The 16,056-nt window shown below is 67.0% G+C and carries 14 protein-coding genes and 1 tRNA gene; 6 read left to right on the top strand and 9 right to left on the bottom strand.

The genetic code is table 11. The annotated features are described in order from the left end of the window. Positions 1-5: 5 nt before the first annotated feature. Complete coding sequence (gene phrB / locus J0A90_RS17580; protein WP_207037175.1) at positions 6-1,421, bottom strand: deoxyribodipyrimidine photo-lyase; 1,416 nt, start codon at positions 1,419-1,421, stop codon at positions 6-8. A gap of 51 nt (positions 1,422-1,472) precedes the next feature. Continuing rightward, positions 1,473-2,390, bottom strand: coding sequence for a MerR family transcriptional regulator (locus J0A90_RS17575; protein ID WP_207037176.1), 918 nt, complete (start codon positions 2,388-2,390; stop codon positions 1,473-1,475). A 582-nt stretch (positions 2,391-2,972) separates the two neighbouring features. On the opposite strand from J0A90_RS17575, the gene J0A90_RS17570 reads away from it, so the two are divergent. Continuing rightward, a complete protein-coding gene (locus J0A90_RS17570; RefSeq protein ID WP_207037177.1) occupies positions 2,973-3,878 on the top strand; it encodes a TIGR01777 family oxidoreductase in 906 nt (301 codons plus the stop codon). Between the two features lie 92 nt (positions 3,879-3,970). Here J0A90_RS17570 and rapA read toward each other — a convergent pair whose 3' ends face one another. Continuing rightward, positions 3,971-6,916: an RNA polymerase-associated protein RapA gene (gene rapA, locus J0A90_RS17565; RefSeq protein WP_207037178.1), complete on the bottom strand. Its 2,946-nt coding sequence runs from the start codon at positions 6,914-6,916 to the stop codon at positions 3,971-3,973. 180 nt (positions 6,917-7,096) lie between these two features. Between rapA and J0A90_RS17560 the strand changes: the two genes are divergently transcribed. Then, positions 7,097-7,327 carry a hypothetical protein gene (locus J0A90_RS17560; RefSeq protein WP_207037179.1) on the top strand — a complete coding sequence of 77 codons (231 nt, stop codon included), beginning with the start codon at positions 7,097-7,099 and terminating at the stop codon, positions 7,325-7,327. Positions 7,328-7,450: 123 nt separating this feature from the next. Here J0A90_RS17560 and J0A90_RS17555 read toward each other — a convergent pair whose 3' ends face one another. The 6 genes from J0A90_RS17555 to ispB all read right to left on the bottom strand — a co-directional run bounded on the left by J0A90_RS17555 (position 7,451) and on the right by ispB (position 12,280). After that, positions 7,451-8,239, bottom strand: coding sequence for a hypothetical protein (locus J0A90_RS17555; RefSeq protein WP_051895601.1), 789 nt, complete (start codon positions 8,237-8,239; stop codon positions 7,451-7,453). Between the two features lie 343 nt (positions 8,240-8,582). Continuing rightward, positions 8,583-9,365: a molybdopterin-binding protein gene (locus J0A90_RS17550; protein ID WP_207037180.1), complete on the bottom strand. Its 783-nt coding sequence runs from the start codon at positions 9,363-9,365 to the stop codon at positions 8,583-8,585. Then, positions 9,352-10,242 carry a cytochrome b/b6 domain-containing protein gene (locus J0A90_RS17545; RefSeq protein WP_207037181.1) on the bottom strand — a complete coding sequence of 297 codons (891 nt, stop codon included), beginning with the start codon at positions 10,240-10,242 and terminating at the stop codon, positions 9,352-9,354. The genes J0A90_RS17550 and J0A90_RS17545 overlap by 14 nt, the downstream gene beginning before the upstream one ends. 284 nt (positions 10,243-10,526) lie before the next feature. Continuing rightward, complete coding sequence (locus J0A90_RS17540; protein ID WP_207037182.1) at positions 10,527-10,865, bottom strand: hypothetical protein; 339 nt, start codon at positions 10,863-10,865, stop codon at positions 10,527-10,529. A gap of 170 nt (positions 10,866-11,035) precedes the next feature. Further along, a tRNA-Pro gene (locus J0A90_RS17535) sits at positions 11,036-11,112 on the bottom strand. A 193-nt stretch (positions 11,113-11,305) separates the two neighbouring features. Beyond that, complete coding sequence (gene ispB / locus J0A90_RS17530; RefSeq protein WP_207037183.1) at positions 11,306-12,280, bottom strand: octaprenyl diphosphate synthase; 975 nt, start codon at positions 12,278-12,280, stop codon at positions 11,306-11,308. 402 nt (positions 12,281-12,682) lie between these two features. Here ispB and rplU point away from each other — a divergent pair, with 402 nt between their 5' ends. From rplU to proB, 4 genes are all read left to right on the top strand, one after another. After that, positions 12,683-12,994, top strand: a complete 312-nt coding sequence (rplU, locus tag J0A90_RS17525) for a 50S ribosomal protein L21 (RefSeq protein ID WP_035470431.1) — start codon at positions 12,683-12,685, stop codon at positions 12,992-12,994. Positions 12,995-13,026: 32 nt separating this feature from the next. After that, positions 13,027-13,284, top strand: coding sequence for a 50S ribosomal protein L27 (gene rpmA, locus J0A90_RS17520; RefSeq protein ID WP_110674029.1), 258 nt, complete (start codon positions 13,027-13,029; stop codon positions 13,282-13,284). A gap of 187 nt (positions 13,285-13,471) precedes the next feature. Continuing rightward, entirely contained in the window at positions 13,472-14,668 is a 1,197-nt protein-coding gene (gene cgtA, locus J0A90_RS17515; RefSeq protein ID WP_207037184.1) for an Obg family GTPase CgtA, read from the top strand. Positions 14,669-14,712: 44 nt separating this feature from the next. Beyond that, positions 14,713-15,849, top strand: coding sequence for a glutamate 5-kinase (gene proB, locus J0A90_RS17510; protein WP_207037185.1), 1,137 nt, complete (start codon positions 14,713-14,715; stop codon positions 15,847-15,849). Positions 15,850-16,056: the final 207 nt, after the last annotated feature.

Below are 16,056 nucleotides of genomic sequence, written 5' to 3'. Positions count from 1 at the left end.
GGCGCTCAGTCGAGCTCCTTGAACGCGTCCAGGGCGCGCTGGCGGGCACGCTTGTGATCGACGATGGCCTGGGGATAGCCGGTATCGCGGCGCTCGTTGGCGCTGGGCTGGTGGCGCGACTTGACCGGCAACTCGGCCAGCTCCGGCACCCAGTGGGCGATGAACTCGCCCTCCGGATCGAAACGCTGGGACTGGGTGATCGGGTTGAAGATGCGGAAATAGGGCGCGGCGTCGGTGCCGGTGGAGGCCGCCCACTGCCAGCCGCCGTTGTTGGAGGTGAAGTCGCCGTCGACCAGGTGCGCCATGAAGAACGCCTCGCCGCGGCGCCAGTCGAGCAGCAGATGCTTGCTCAGGAACATCGCCGTGAGCATGCGCAGACGGTTGTGCATCCAGCCGGTGGCCACTAGCTGACGCATCGCAGCGTCGACCAGCGGGAAACCGGTCCTGCCCTCGCACCATGCCTCGAAGTCGGCGTCGCTGTGGCGCCACTTGAGCTTGGCGGTATGGGTCTGGAACGGCTGATGCAGGCAGATGTAGGGGAAGCCCACCGCCACGTGCTGGTAGAACTCGCGCCAGATCAGTTCGCTTGTCCAGCTCTTGAGACCGGCGTCGCCGTCGGCCAGATGGCCGCCATTGTTGGCCATCACCGCCTGCAGGCACTGGCGATGCGAGATCATGCCGGTGGCGAGGTAGGCCGAGAGCTCACTGGTGCCGGCGAGGGAGGGAAAGTCGCGGTCGGTAGCGTAGCGGCGGGCACGCGCGTCGAGAAATCGCTCCAGTTTGTCGGCCGCGGCGTCCTGTCCGGCGACCCAGGTATGCGCATCGACCACCGTGGAGCGGTCCGCCTCGGGGAGTGCCGGAATGGCGTTGCGGCTCAGCGTGAGCGCGCGCTGGCGCGTTGGGGTCTCGCGCAGGGTCAGCTGCTCGGCACTAACCCGTTGATGCCAGGCCTTGGCGAATGGCGTGAACACCTTGTAGTAGTCGCCCTGGCCGGTCAGCAGCTCACCCGGCTCGAAGGCGATATGGTCGGTGTAGTCGTGGACCACGATACCGGCCTGGTGTAAGCGCTCGCTCACTTTTGCGTCGCGCTGACGCTCGTCGAGGGGGTATTCGCGATTGAAGTGCAGGGCGGCGATATCGTGCTCATTCACGATCTCCTCGAGCACCTCGGGCGCCCGGGAGAAGTCGCCGATATCACGATAGAGCAGCGGGATATTGAGTGCGTCCAGAGCGTCGCTCAGGGCGCGTACACCGCGATGGATGAATTCGATCTTGTTGGCGCCGTGCTGGTGGCGGCGCCACTGCTCACGGCAGGCGAGAAAGACGCCGATCACCGGACCGCGCTGGGCGGCGGCGCTCAGCGCGGTGTTGTCCAGAGTGCGCAGATCGTTACGGAACCACACCAGCTGCAGATCGGACATGGGCACTTCCTTGTGGCCATCTCGAGGGAGCGGTCGCCAGGGAGACCGCGCTCAGTCTTCGTTGTCGACGATCGAGCGCAGTCGGCTGAGTGCCTGGGTGGTGTCTTCGCCCAGCACCGCGACCTCGGTGTTCTCGAAGTCGCTGACGCGAATACGCGCCACCGGCCCTACCAGACATATTGGCACGTCGCTCTGTTCGGCCAGTCGCGGCAGCTGGCGGCGCACCAGGTCGCTGCGCTCGGCCTGGCCGCTGGCCAGCAGCACCGCCTTGATACCGAGACGGTCGACTGCCATCGGCAGTTCGCTCAGCGCCACCTCGCCGTCGATCAATTGAATGCGGTAACCCGCCGCCGAGGCCGCCAGGGCCATCAGCATGGCCCAGAAGCCGCTGGTATCGTCGGGCAGCCGTGCGATCAGCAGCTCACCGCCGCTGTTGGTCTGGTTGGCATGGTAGAGACGGGTACCGATGCGCGTGCGCAGAAAGGTCTCGAGCAGGCGCCGCTGCAGCGTGGCACCGAACTGGTCTCCCCAGCGCTCTTCCAGTTGCTGGATGGTGGGTTGCCACAGTTCGGCGATACACAGCCCCACCGGGTAGAGCGCCAGGCTCTGATTGAACAGTGTCTCAAGGCGCGCCATATCGAGGGCGTCGACCGCGTGGATCACGTGCTGGCGCTGGCTCGACCAGTCACCCATCTGCGGTGCCGGGGTCTCGACCGTTTCGGGCTGGTCGAGAAGCTCGCGCACCTGACTGACGGGGACGCCGCGGTTGAGCCACTGCAGAATACGCTCGACGCGCTCGATGTCGTCGCGGGCATAAAGGCGGTGGCCCTTGGGCGTGCGCTGGGGCCGAATCAAGCCGTAGCGACGCTCCCAGGCGCGCAGCGTCACGGAGTTGACGCCAGTGAGGCGCGACACTTCGCGAATGGGGTAGAGCGGCGCGGCGTTGGATTCCATAGCCTTGTAACTCATGCAAGTCCTCCTGCGAGGTCTCTGCGTGCGCCATCTCGTCGAATCGAACGCTTATCGATACTGCAGGTCGTCACCACGGAGCTTCGGGTCCACTTACGCTAATTGATTGCTTAAACACGGTTTACCAATTCTGCCCTGCTGCTCCGGCGACGTCACCTGGGTTTGCCGACGAATCGGTCATGGTCTCTCGTCTTTCCCTCTTGGTGAGGCGAGGGACGTGATCTCTCGAGTTCATCGGCTCCGGCGAGACGGCATTGATGTCCATGGCTCAAGCATGGGTGAATACATTGTACGCTTCAAGCGATTTGTACAATTTTAATGTAATACGAAAGCGTTGTGCACCCGTCGGCGCGCGCGGATATGCCGGCGCTGCGGTGATACGGCGACGGTCGACCGGTGTGGGCAAGGCGATGTTCATGGGGCAAGCTATTCACGGGGGGCGATGTTCGCGAAGCCACCCGGCGCGTAGCGCTGTCGCCCCGGCTGGATCGGTGCCGAGGCATTTGCTGGATGACGCAGCGCGTCGCTGGCGCTGCTATGCTGGGCATGCTGTACAATATTCGTATAACTGAGGTCAGAGCCATGCGACTTCTGATTACCGGCGGTACCGGTTTCGTCGGCCAGCGTCTGGTCGAGCGCGCCCTGACGGGCGGCCACCAGGTCATGGTGGTCTCGCGCCAGCCACAACGTGCGCGGCGAAAGCTGCCTGCAGCCGTCGCGGTGGGCGACTCGGTGGCGGCGTTCGCCGACCAGCGCCCTCAAGGCATCGTCAATCTGGCCGGCGAGCCGATCGCCGACAAGCGCTGGAGCGACTCCCAGAAGACGCGACTGATCGAGTCGCGCCGGCATATCACCCGCGAGATCGTGGAGCTGTGCGAGCAGCTGGCGCAGAGCGGCGACGCCCCCGAGGTGCTGGTCTCGGGGTCGGCAATGGGGTTCTACGGCGATCAGGGCGAGCGCGACGTCACCGAGTCGACGCCGCCGCACGATGAATTCGCCCATCGGCTGTGCGAAGAGTGGGAGCGCGAGGCCAACAAGGCCACCGAGGTCGGCACCCGGGTCGCCTGCGTGCGCATCGGGCTGGTGCTCGATGCGGATGGCGGCACCCTGGCGCGACTGCTGCCGGTGTTCAAGCTGGGGCTCGGCGGCCGTCTGGGTGATGGCCGCCAGTATATGCCGTGGATTCATCGTGAGGATCTGGTTGCGGCGATCGAGTTCCTGCTCGCCGAACCATCGCTCGCGGGGCCGTTCAACGCCTCGGCGCCGGCGCCGGTGACCAATGCCGAATTCACCCGCGCGCTGGGCCACCAGCTCAAGCGGCCGACCCCCTTCCGTGTGCCGGCCACGCTGCTCAAACTGGGGCTGGGGGAGATGTCGCGGCTGCTGCTGACCGGCGCCTGCATGCGCCCGGCGCGGCTCGAAGCGGCGGGGTTCCGCTTTACCTATCCCACGCTCGACACTGCGCTGGCGGCGATTCTGCCGCGCTGAGGCCTAGCGGCGCGAAGCTCGCGCCGCGGCCCAGGTGCTGCTGACCAGGTGCTACTGAAGAGCTGGCCAGCGCAGTACCTTTCAGACAGTGGCTAGCGCTGCTCGTTGTCCACGGTCACGATGACCCGCACCGCGTCGAGACGCAGGGCGGCACTTTCGATCGCCGCATCCAGATCCGCGCGCTCCTGGCTCAGGGCGGCCTGCTCGTCGGCACGGATCGCACCGCTGCGCCGGGCCAGCGCCTTGAGCCGGGCCAGCTCGCCATCGAGAGTCGCGCGCATCTCGGTCTGGGCGCGCTCGACCAGCGTCGGCAGCTCGCGCAGTGCCTCCTGCTCGCCGCTCTTCAGCAGCGCGCGCAGCTGTTCGTGGCGCGACTTCAGAAGCTCCCGCGCGACCCCTTTCTTGACCCGCTGTAGATTGCGCGACAGGCCGCTGAAGCTGACCTTGTCCGAGAGGTTGGCGCCGCTCTCGTCGAGCAGCACGCGAATGCCGGTGTCGGGCAGGAAGCGCCCCAATTGAAGCTGCTTGGGCGCGGGGCAGTGGGTGCGGTAGACCAGCTCGAGCATCAGCCGGCCACCGGGAATGCTGGGATGCTTGAGCAGCGCCAGGGCGGTATTGCCAAGGCTCGAGTCGAGCACGCGCTCGAGCATCGCGGTGACCAGCGGATGCTCCCAGGAGAGGCGTTGAACGTCGTCCCGCGCCAGCGCCTGGGTGCGCGAGTAGGTGACGGTGAAGCCCTCGTCGCCCTGGGTGAGCCCGGGCAGGCTGTCGAGCATGTGCGAGCCGGGGGCCAGATGGGTCAGGGCGTTGCCCAGTTCACGGCTGTCGACGCCGAAGATATCCAGCGCCTGATCGACATAGCGCGGCAGCGCGGGATCGTTGTCCTGCTCGAGTACGGCGGCGATCACCGACTCGGCGCGCTCGGGGCGGCAGGCATTCCACTCCAGCAGGCGATTGCGCCCGGCCTCGCGCTGGGCCAGGCGGTCGGCGTTGAAGGTGCGGGTCTCTTCGATCAGGGTGTCAACGCCGCTCTCGTCGTCGAGGCTCTCGCGCAGCGCTTCGCCGAAGGCGTCGAGCACGTCGCCGCCGGCGGCGTGCGGTGCGGTGAAGGCGTCGAGCCCTTCGCGATACCAGCGCAGCAGGGTGGCGGTGGGGCTGTGGGCGATCACCGGAACGTGGATATCGATGGGGTGAAGCTGGCCGATACGGTCGAGGCGTCCGATACGCTGCTCGAGCAGATCGGGGTGCCACGGCAGGTCGAACATCACCAGATGGTGACAGAACTGGAAGTTGCGCCCCTCGGAGCCGATCTCCGAGCAGATCAGCAGCTGGCAGCCGGCCTCATCGTCAGCGAAGGCGGCGGCGGCGCGGTCGCGCTCGACCAGGCTCATCTCCTCGTGGAACACCGGCGCTTGAATGCCGGCACGCACGCGCAGCGCCTCGGCCAGGTCGATGGCGCTCTGGCGATAGTGGACGATCAGCAGCACCTTGGTCTGGCGGCCGAGTGATTCCAGCAGGCCGAGCAGCCAGGTGACCCTGGGGTCCTGTTGCCACCACGGCGTGTCGTCCTGGTGTGCGGCCTCCTGCACGGCGCGGTAGGTCGCCTCGGGGTAGAGGCGCGCCTCCCGCTGGCCGAGTTCGGCGGCGTTCAGCTGCGCGGCGACATGGTCGTTGCCGGCGACGAGCTCGTCGAGCTGGGCCTGATAGGCTGCCGGCATATCGAGCTCGGCGCTGTGCAGGTGGCGCTCGGGGAAGCCGCCGACATGGCGCCGGCTGTTGCGGAACATCACCCGACCGGTGCCGTGGCGATCGAGCAACTGCTCGCGCAGCTGGCGGCGAGCGCTGGCGCGCTGGGTGTCGTCGCTCTCGGCATCGGCGAGGGTGGCGAGCAGCGCCTGGCTGTCGCCGTCGCCCGCACCGATCACCGCGCTGACCGCGTCCCGCGCCGCCGCCTCGCCCGGCAGCCGCTCGAGGGCGTCGATGGCGTCAGCCACCGCGGCGTAGCCGGCCTCTTCGGCGCTGAAGCGGTCGAGATCCTGATAGCGGTCCGGATCGAGCAGGCGCAGTCGTGCGAAGTGGCTCTCCAGGCCCATCTGCTCCGGTGTCGCGGTGAGCAGCAGCAGCCCCGGAATACGCGCGGCAAGGCGCGCCACGCAGGCGTAGCCCGGGCCCTCGGCCTGGGGCGTCCAGTCCAGGTGATGCGCCTCGTCGACGATCATCAGGTCCCACTGGCTCTCCTCGGCCTGGCGCTGGCGCTGCGGATTGGCGAACAGCCATGCCTGACTGGCGAGAATGCACTGGCCGCTGTCGAACGGGTTGTCGTCGCCCCACGCCTCGCTCTGCGCCTCGTCGAGCAGGGTCACCGAGATCGAGAAGCGGCGCAGCAGCTCGATCAGCCACTGGTGGGTGAGGCTCGGCGGCACCAGGATCAGGGCACGGCTGGCGCGCCCGGTGAGCAGCAGCCGGTGCAGGATCAGACCGGCCTCGATGGTCTTGCCCAGGCCCACCTCGTCGGCCAGCAGCACGCGCGGGGCGTGGCGCCGGGAGACCTCGTCGGCGATGTAGAGCTGGTGCGCGATCAGGTCGATGCGCGGGCCGGCCAGACCCAGCGCCGGGCTGCGCGAGAGGCGCTGATGGTGGTGCAGCGAGCGGTAGCGCAGCTCGAACCAGTCGTTGCGGTCGACCTGGCCGGTGAGCAGGCGATCCTGGGCCTGATGAAAGCGCATGCTGTCGGAGAGGCGCGCCTCGGGCAGCGTCGCCGGGGCGCCCTGCTCGTCGTGGCCGTGGTAGACGATACAGCCGGCGTCGATCTCGACGTCGTCGACCGTGAGGGTGTGGCCCTCGGCATCGACGATGCGATCCCCCGCGGCGAAGATGACCCGGGTCAGCGGCGCCTGGCGCGCGCTGTAGGTGCGCGTCTCCTGGCTGGCGGTGAAGAGCACGGTCACGCTGCGGGCGTCGACGCTGAGAATGGTGCCTAGTCCCAGCTCGGTTTCGCCGTCGCTGATCCAGCGCTGGCCGGGGGTGAAGTCGCTCATGATGCCTCGGTATGCTCAGCTGCGGGGGGAGTGGGCGACGCATTCTAGCGTAAAGGCGAGGCAGTCTTAAGCGCTGCGCATCTCGATGGGTGGCGATGCTACACTGCCGCGGCGTGCGGCAGTCGTCCGCGGTCAGGTGACACGGGCGCGATGATCGATTCAGAGGCAGCGGGAGGCAGGATGGCGACGACGACACAGCGCGACGGTCTGCGACGCATGGCGATCGCCTCACAGGCGGTAGGCTTCGTCGCGATCATCGCCCTCGAGACCTGGCTCGGCGATGCGGCGCGCCCGTGGCAGGGGCTGACCCTGGTGCTGATGCTGCTGGCCGCCGGTTGGCTGGCGCTAGCGCGGCGCTATCGGCGCAACCGCGAGCGGCGCCGGCGCGATGCCGCCCGCGACGACGTCTGAGGGCGCTTGATGTCGTTTGATGTCGTATTACGGAAGCGCGCTTTCCGGGCGTGCGCCCGATAGAGAACGACGGCGAGCGCTCGCGCACCCGTCGTCGTCCGATACTGGGCCGGCGCTAGCGCCTCACATCGGCGGCACGGTGCCATCGATACCCACGATCACCACCTTGGCCGGGATCGGGTCCTGGTTCATGTCACCGGCGACGAAAACCGCCGCGCCGTTTTTCAGATCGTCCATCTGCCCTTTGCGCACCTTGACCACCGGCACGTCGCTGGGTACCTGGATCTGCTTGCTACCGTTGCCGTAGTCCACCGTCAGAGTCAGGGTGCCATCCTGGGCCTGGGAGCTGTCGACCGTGCCGTTGGTCATGGTCGAGCCGCTGGCGGCGCCGCCGAGCTTCTCGCCGGCGCCCATCGCCTGGCCGCTGGTGCTGGAGACGGTGCCATTGGTCATGGTCGAGCCGCTGCTGGCGCCGCCCAGTTTTTCACTGCCCGCCTTGGCGTCGGCCGAGCTCTCCGACATGGCCCCGCGCGGAGTATCCCAGGGGTAGTCGCCCTCGCCGGTGCCGCGCATCGAGTCGGGAAAGACCACCACCTCCAACGCCTGTGACGGCTTGCCGTCGGCGCCGGGCACGTTGGCGGTGCCGATGAAGGTGCCCTCTTCGATCTGATCGAGGCTGCTGCGGTCGACCGCGGCGAGGCGTGTGGCGTCGTCGAAGGTGACCTTATGGACCTTGCCGTCCGGGTGCGACTCGACGCTGAAGGCGTGATCGCCGACCTCGGTGATGGTACCGCGCAGATGCTGGGGCGCATCACCGTTCTGGGCCGCCAGGGCGGTGGCGGCGACACAGCCGAGTGCCAGCCCGGCGAGGGTGCGACGCAGGGCAGTGAGGGTGGAGCGGGGGATAGCCATGAACGAATCCTTCCGTATCGAGGTTGAGTGTGCTCGCGCCATGGCCAGTATCGATGTGTCATGGTGTATATCGATGTGTCATGGTGTATATCGATGCGTCACGGCGTGGATCTGAGAGGATGTTTACAAAATGTCTGCGCTCGACAATACGGCGTTGAAATCGACCTCAAAATGCTCATTTACCCCGTGTAAACTCCGCTTCTTCGGCCGATTTCGCCTTGTCTTGCCTTCGCTCGCCTAATTGGTAAACACCCTCTGAGTGCAGCTCATGGCGCCGGATTGTCAAGTCGGCAACCGCTGGCGCGCCCGCGCATTGCCGGGCGGCGCGCTTCATCGCCCGGGTTCAGATACCGGCGTACCAGGTGTAGCCGCGGTCCTCCCAGTAGCCGCCCTTGCCGCCGCCGAGGTCGTCGAAGTCGGTGACCAGCGTGATGCCCGAGAGATACTTGGCCATCTTGTAACCCAGCTGGCGCTCGGCGCGCAGGCGCAGTGGCGCGCCGTTGGCGGTGGGTAGCGGGGCGCCGTTGAGCGAGTGGGCAAGAATCGTCTGCGGGTGGCGCGCCTCCACCAGGTCGAGGCTCTCGTAGTAGAAGTCCTTGCCATTCAACTGATCCATGCAGTGGAACACCACGTAGCGCGCCTGTGGCTTGACCCCGGCGCGTGCCAGCAGGTCCCCGAGCACCGGCCCCGTCCACTGGCCGATCGCGCTCCAGCCCTCGACGCAGTCGTGGCGCGTGATCTGGGTGCGCGCCGGAAGCGCACGGATCTCGTCGAGCGACAGTGACAGCGGTGTCTCCACCAGGCCATCCAGGGTCAGCCGCCAGTCGGCGAAGCCGTTGGCCGCCAGCTCCCGGTAGCGCGCTGCCTGCGGGTCAGTGGAGCCGTTGGGGCGGAACACCGGGTCGATCATCGATGCCGGGTACTCCGGCGCCAGCCCGCGCTCGCCGGCGAGGAAGCGCTGCACGCGCAGGTTGAGGCGCTGGGCCAGATTCAGGGTGTCGGCGACCTGCTCGCTCTGCGACAGACGATCGCAGCCGGTGAGACCGAGCGCGGCGGCACCCAGCGCCGAGCGCTGGAGGAAGCGCCGCCGCGAGGCGTCGCGGCGGCCGGAATCACGACGCGTCATGCTGGTCTCTCCCGCTGTGGCTGGATGGCGTGGTGGACGTGGTGGTCGTCGCAGCGGGCTCCTCGGTGATCCGCGGCCCGCCGGTGAGCATCCCCTTGAGCTGACGCCACGGGCCGCTCAGCAGCACCATGGCGATATGCACCAGGAAGAACAGCACCAGCGCGGCGGCGACGATGAAGTGGATCGAGCGCGCGCTCTGGCGTCCGCCGAACGGCTCCAGTAGCCAGGGCGCGGCGGCGTTGAAGGTGGGCGACATGCACAGACCGGTGACGATCATCAGCGGCAGCGCCACCAGCAGTACGCCCAGGTAGCTGAGCTTCTGCAGGCCGTTGTAGCCGCCGTGGGGGCCGTGGAAGCGCAGGCGCAGGTGGTCCAGCAGGTCGCGACCCAGCCCGCGCCACTGGGCGCCGGAGAGCCACAGATCGCGGCGCAGATGGCCGCTGAGCAGGGCGTAGAGCACGAATAGCGCCCCCGCTCCTGCGAACAGCCAGGCGAAGAAGAAGTGCCACAGCCGGCCCATGCTGAGGTACTGATAGCTGGGCAGGGTGCTCCAGGCGGGGAAGCCGCGCACCTGTTCCTGGCCGTTCGCCGCGGAATAGCCGAGTACCCCGGTGGTATCGAAGACCCAGGGACCGAGGGCGGTCTGGCCGCGAATGTCACCGTCCGGGGCGCGGATGGCGTAGAGCTCCAGCCAGGGGTCGTCGAAGTCGGAAGCGCTGCCCCAGTAGAGCGCGGGATGGGCGTTGAAGATCTGCAGGCCGCTCATCAACATCACCACCAGGCACCCTAGATTGACCCAGTGCCAGAGCCTGACCGGTAACGGATGGCGCCGGCGGCCGCGGGTTGCCGAAGCCGGGGGCGAGAGCGTATTGGGCATGCGCGATCTCCTTCGAAGGCTCGCCTTGGGGCGTGCTGGCCCTGGCTCATGCCTTGGGCTGGGGCGATTCTCCTCAGCATGGCACAGGATGCGCGTTCTGCCCGTGGCGGTTGAGTGCGCGACCGCGGCGTTTGGCGTGGTCAGGCTTTGTGTGAAAAGTCGGCGAGTGAAGGCGAGACAAGGCAAAAATCGGCGAAAAGGCGGAGTTTACGTGGGTGTAAATGAGCATTTTGAGCCGATTTTTAACGCCGTATTGCCGAACGCAGGCAGTTTTCCTACAAAGCCTAGGGGGACTCGAGCACCGGTGAGCACTGCTCCAGCGTCTTGGCCAGCGCCGGCGGGCGGTTGTCGCCATCGGCGCCGGGATCATGGGCGCGTTTCATGCGGCGCACTTCGGCGGCGCTGAAGCGCGCCTGCAGTGCGGTGGTCACGCACTCGCAGTAGCGCGCCACCTTGGGGCCTTCGATGCCGGTGGCGGTGAGGTTGGCACGACACTGTCCCTGGGCGTTGGCGACCTCTTGATTCGACCACGGGGGCGGTGCGGGGGGATCGTTGGCGCGGGCGCCGCCGGCCAGCAGCAGCAGACCGAAACCGAGCGCAGCGAGACAGGTATAAAGTGGCATGGCGGGTCTCCTGGCGAAGGCGGGGCGGGCAGCGCGAGATGAGCGCGCGGCGCTCTGTCACTGTAGCGTTACCTGAAAGCCCTGCCCATTGGCCTTTTGCCTGCCCGGCAGCAGCCCGACAAGCAAAATGCCCGCTTCGGCGAGGCCGAAGCGGGCATTTTTCAATACGATGGTCGGAGTGACAGGATTCGAACCTACGACCTCTGCCTCCCGAAGGCAGCGCTCTACCAAGCTGAGCTACACTCCGACTTTTGCGCCGAGCCAAACTCGACGGAGCTGAATTATACGCATCCCTGAGGCGCGCGCAACCCCTTCTTTTGCAACTCTCTCTTGGAAGACCGCGGCGTTCACCGCTAGCGCTTCCTGTGCCCCTCGGGGCGCCTCGAACGGGTGCTAACGACCGCCGCAGCGGCGGGTCACGCTCCCTCGACTTGGGCGGGTCACACCTGGCGTTCGACGGCGATGTGGGTCAACGTCTCCATGCTCTCGCGGTAGGGGCTGGGCGCGAGCAGCGCGAGCTGGTCGCGAGCCTTGGCGGCCATCTCTTCGGCACGACGCTGGGTGTATTCGAGCGCGCCGGTCTCGCGCACGATCGTCAGCACTTCGTCGAGCCGCTCGAGGCCGCCATCGGTGATCGCCTGACGAATCAGTGCCGCCTGTGCCGGGGTGCCCTGGCGCATGGCGTGGATCAGCGGCAGCGTCGGCTTGCCCTCGGCGAGATCGTCGCCGACGTTCTTGCCCATGGTCTCGGCATCACCCTGGTAGTCGAGCAGATCGTCGATCAGCTGGAAGGCCAGCCCCAGATAGCGGCCGTAGAGCTTGAGCGCGCGCTCGGCGTCGGGGTCCGCCTCGGCCAGGATCGCGCCGCTGTGGGAGGCCGCCTCGAACAGCATGGCGGTCTTGCCCTGAATGGTATCGAAGTAGTCCGACTCCTCGATATCGGCATTGCCGATATTGGTGAGCTGCTGGACTTCGCCCTCGGCGATCACGCAGGTCGCCCCGGAGAGCACCTGCATGATGCGCATCGAACCGACTTCCACCATCATCTGGAACGAACGCGAATAGAGGAAGTCGCCGACCAGCACCGAAGGCGCGTTGCCCCAGGTCTCGTTGGCGGTGGCCTTGCCGCGCCGCCGGCTCGACTCATCCACGACGTCGTCATGCAGCAGGGTCGAGGTGTGCATGAACTCGATCAGTGTGGCCAGGGTGATGTGGCGGTCGCCGCGGTAGTCGAGGGCGCGTGCCGCGAGCAGCACCAGCAGCGGGCGCAGACGCTTGCCTCCGCTCTCGATGATGTACTGGCCGATGGTCTCGACCAGCGGGATGCGCGATGCCAGCTGGCTGAGGATCGTGCGGTTGACGGCGGCGAAGTCCTCAGCCACCGCCGCATGAATGGATGCAGCGTTGGATTGCATGATCGGCTTGTCACAGGGGGATTCGGGTGGGCCGCTCGAAGCCCCGGGGCCGAGAGGCGACGTGAGCGGCTATGCTAGGTGGCGCCCCGAAGTGCGTCAAGCCGCGCCCGGGCGGGTGCTTGCTCCGGGCACGGGCAATCGCTATAATCCGCGACCCGACTCGTCACGCTCCCTGTTAGATGGTTGCCGGAAGGGGCACCACTCGAGGCAGGTCTCGAAGAGCACACGGCTTGATGGTTCATGCGCGCGTCCGCGATGAGCCGCTGGTGAAGACCCGGCCAGTGAAGACACAGCGACACGACTGTCTTCGACGAGTCGACGCACTTGGCCCAACGGTTGGGGCCAGACCGAAGTTTGTAGCCCGACTGCGCTGTTAGCCCGATGCGGGCCCGGAGAGATTCCATGTACGCTGTAATCAAGAGTGGCGGTAAGCAATACCGCGTCCAGGAAGGCCAGACGCTGAAGCTCGAGAAGCTCGAGATCGCAACTGGCGAGACCCTGGAGTTCGACCAGGTTCTGCTGGTCGCCGACGGCGACGACGTCAAGGTCGGCGCGCCGCTGGTCGAGGGTGCCAAGGTGGCCGCGGAGATCGTCTCCCACGGCCGCGGCGAGAAGGTTCACATCATCAAGTTCCGTCGCCGCAAGCACCACATGAAGCGTCAGGGCCACCGTCAGTGGTTCACTGAAGTCAAGATCACCGGAATCTCCGCCTAAGCGGATCGTTCCCCCAGAGAGAGGTATTCACCATGGCACATAAAAAGGCCGCTGGTAGTACGCGTAACGGTCGCGATTCAGAATCGAAACGCCTGGGCGTCAAGCTGTTCGGCGGGCAGAAAGCCACCCCCGGCAACATCATCGTGCGCCAGCGCGGCACCAAGTTCCACGCCGGTACCGGTGTGGGCATCGGTAAGGACCACACCCTGTTCGCGCTCACCGATGGTGTGATCAAGTTCGAACAGAAAGGCCCGAAGAACCGCAAGTTCGTGAGCGTAGTCTCCGCCTGAGACCTCACGAACGCTGCTGAAAAAGCCCCGCTCAGGCGGGGCTTTTTTGTATCCCCGTCGGCAATGGCGGCACCGGTCGTGTGGTCGATGGCGTCGAGGGTTCTCGGTATTGGCAGCGACACGGGTGTTCGTAGTGGCAAGGGCGTTCGGGACATAAGAGGCGGCAGGTCGTCGCCGGGAGAGAATCATGCAATTCGTCGACGAGACATCGATCACCGTCGAGGCTGGCAAGGGGGGCAACGGCTGCCTCAGTTTCCGGCGTGAGAAGTTCGTGCCCAAGGGTGGCCCCGACGGCGGCGATGGCGGTCACGGTGGCAGCGTCTACCTGATCGGCGACGAGTCGCTCAATACCCTGATCGACTTCAAGTTCCAGCGCTTCTACAAGGCGCAGAACGGCCAGCCCGGTCAGGGTCGCCAGATGAGCGGCAAGGCGGGCGAGGATCTGCACGTCAAGGTGCCGGTGGGGACCACGGTGATCGACGAAGACACCCTCGAGGTGATCGCCGACGTGACCGCCGAGGGGCAGGTGGTACTGGTCGCCCAGGGCGGCCGGCGCGGGCTTGGCAATATCCACTTCAAGTCCTCCACCAACCGCGCCCCGCGGCGCACCACGCCGGGCACCGATGGCGAGCGGCGCAAGCTGCGCCTGGAAATGAAGGTGATGGCCGACGTCGGCCTGCTGGGCATGCCCAATGCCGGCAAGTCGACCCTGATCCGCTCGGTCTCGGCGGCCAAGCCCAAGGTCGCCGACTACCCCTTCACCACCCTGGTGCCCAACCTGGGGGTGGTCAAGCTGGGGACCCACGAGCATTTCGTGATGGCCGACGTGCCGGGCCTGATCGAGGGCGCCTCGGACGGTGCCGGGCTGGGCCTGCGTTTCCTCAAGCACCTCACTCGCACGCGGCTGCTGCTGCACGTGGTGGATGCGGCGCCGTTCGACGAGTCCGATCCGGTAGCGGCGGTGACGGCGATCGCCGAGGAGCTCGAACGTTTCTCGCCGGCCCTGTCGGAGCTGCCGCGCTGGCTGGTGATCAACAAGCTCGATCTGCTGCCCGAGGCCGAGCGTGAGGCGCGCGTCGAAGACATTCTCGCGCGGCTGGGATGGCAGGGGCCGGTCTACCGCATTGCGGCAATCGCCGGAGAAGGCACCGACGCGCTGGTGCAGGCGGCTCACCGCTGGCTCACCGAGCAGCGCCAGCTGGAGCACGAGGACGAAGCGGTCGCCGAGCGCGAGCGCGAGATGCGCGCACGCATGGAGGCGGAGTCGGTGGCGCGGGTCGAGGCGCACCAGGCGCGGCTGCGGGTCAAGCGCGGCGAAGTCGCGGCCGAGGATGACGACTTCGACGATGACGACTATGACGTCGAGGTCGAATACACCCGCTGAGCGGGCATGCGGCGCGTTGCCAACGAGAGTCGGAGGGCGAAGTGATGACGGCGGAGCGGGAACTGGGGCGAGCATCGCTGGCGGCGGCGCGGCGGGTCGTGGTCAAGATCGGCAGCGCCCTGCTGACCAACGATGGGCGTGGTCTCGACGATGCCGCCATCGGTGGCTGGGTCGACCAGATGGCCGCGCTGCACCAGCGCGGGGTCGAGGTGGTGCTGGTCTCTTCGGGCTCGATCGCCGAGGGCATGGTGCGGCTGGGCTGGCATACCCGGCCGAGCGCGGTGCACGAGCTGCAGGCCGCCGCCGCGGTAGGGCAGAGCGGGCTGTCGCAGTGCTACGAGAACCACTTCGCCCGCCACGGCCTGCGCAGCGCCCAGGTGTTGCTGACCCATGACGACCTCTCCAACCGCAAGCGCTATCTCAATGCGCGCTCGGCGCTGCGCACCCTGGTGGCGCTCGACGTGGTCCCTGTGATCAACGAGAACGACACCGTTGTCACCGACGAGATCCGCTTCGGTGACAACGACACCCTGGGGGCGCTGGTCGCCAACCTGCTCGAGGCCGATGCGCTCTTGATCCTGACCGACCAGGAGGGGCTCTACGATGCCGATCCGCGTCACGAGCCGTCAGCCCGGCTGATCGCCGAGGCCGAGGCCGACGATGCCGCGCTCGATGCGGTGGCCGGCGGTGGTGGCGTGCTGGGGCGCGGCGGCATGGCGACCAAGCTGCGCGCGGCGCGCTTGGCGGCGCGCTCCGGTGCGGTTACCGCCATCGCCAGCGGGCGTCAGCCGCAGGTGCTGACCCGGCTGCTCGAAGGCGAAGCGCTGGGCACGCTGCTCAAGCCGCTGCATGCGCCGCTGGCGGCGCGCAAGCGCTGGCTCGCCGGGCAGCTGCAGGTGCGCGGCACGCTGACCCTCGATGCCGGTGCGGTCAAGGTGCTGCGCAGCCACGGCTCGAGCCTGTTGCCAGTGGGGGTGAAGCGGGTCGAGGGTCAGTTCCGGCGCGGTGACATGGTGGTCTGCGTCGACGAACAGGGCACGCGGGTGGCCAAGGGCCTGGTCAACTACGCAAGCGACGACGCCCAGCGTCTGGTGGGCCAGCCGAGCCAGCGCATCGGCGAGATTCTGGGCTATGTCGAGGCTCCGGAGCTGATTCATCGCGACAATCTCGTGGTGCTGTGAGGCTGGTGTCGCGCAAAGTCGTTGTGATAGAATCCCGCATCCTCTCAGACATGGCCCGTGAAAGACTGTCGGAAACGACGGTCGGCTTCGCTTCTCACGAAGCGCAGCAGCAAGATTCGGCCGACTCATTCAGGATTGCCTGAAGCGGTTTCGAGGCTGTCCTGGGTGATCTACTTACAGAATTGACTGTCAACATCTCCAAGGAGT

It is taken from the genome of Salinicola sp. DM10 (assembly GCF_017306975.2).
GTDB lineage: Bacteria > Pseudomonadota > Gammaproteobacteria > Pseudomonadales > Halomonadaceae > Salinicola.
Note: the sequence above shows the minus strand (reverse complement) of the source record. Positions and strands in the feature narration are given on the sequence as shown.

Bases quoted from the DNA above. Each gene is read 5' to 3' on its own strand.
- J0A90_RS17570 (WP_207037177.1), top strand. From the start codon at position 2,973: ATGCGACTTCTGATTACCGGCGGTACCGGTTTCGTCGGCCAGCGTCTG.
- J0A90_RS17540 (WP_207037182.1), bottom strand. From the start codon at position 10,865: ATGCCACTTTATACCTGTCTCGCTGCGCTCGGTTTCGGTCTGCTGCTG.
- proB (WP_207037185.1), top strand. From the start codon at position 14,713: ATGACGGCGGAGCGGGAACTGGGGCGAGCATCGCTGGCGGCGGCGCGG.
- ispB (WP_207037183.1), bottom strand. From the start codon at position 12,280: ATGCAATCCAACGCTGCATCCATTCATGCGGCGGTGGCTGAGGACTTC.
- phrB (WP_207037175.1), bottom strand. From the start codon at position 1,421: ATGTCCGATCTGCAGCTGGTGTGGTTCCGTAACGATCTGCGCACTCTG.
- J0A90_RS17575 (WP_207037176.1), bottom strand. From the start codon at position 2,390: ATGAGTTACAAGGCTATGGAATCCAACGCCGCGCCGCTCTACCCCATT.
- cgtA (WP_207037184.1), top strand. From the start codon at position 13,472: ATGCAATTCGTCGACGAGACATCGATCACCGTCGAGGCTGGCAAGGGG.
- rpmA (WP_110674029.1), top strand. From the start codon at position 13,027: ATGGCACATAAAAAGGCCGCTGGTAGTACGCGTAACGGTCGCGATTCA.
- J0A90_RS17555 (WP_051895601.1), bottom strand. From the start codon at position 8,239: ATGGCTATCCCCCGCTCCACCCTCACTGCCCTGCGTCGCACCCTCGCC.
- rplU (WP_035470431.1), top strand. From the start codon at position 12,683: ATGTACGCTGTAATCAAGAGTGGCGGTAAGCAATACCGCGTCCAGGAA.
- rapA (WP_207037178.1), bottom strand. From the start codon at position 6,916: ATGAGCGACTTCACCCCCGGCCAGCGCTGGATCAGCGACGGCGAAACC.
- J0A90_RS17545 (WP_207037181.1), bottom strand. From the start codon at position 10,242: ATGCCCAATACGCTCTCGCCCCCGGCTTCGGCAACCCGCGGCCGCCGG.
- J0A90_RS17560 (WP_207037179.1), top strand. From the start codon at position 7,097: ATGGCGACGACGACACAGCGCGACGGTCTGCGACGCATGGCGATCGCC.
- J0A90_RS17550 (WP_207037180.1), bottom strand. From the start codon at position 9,365: ATGACGCGTCGTGATTCCGGCCGCCGCGACGCCTCGCGGCGGCGCTTC.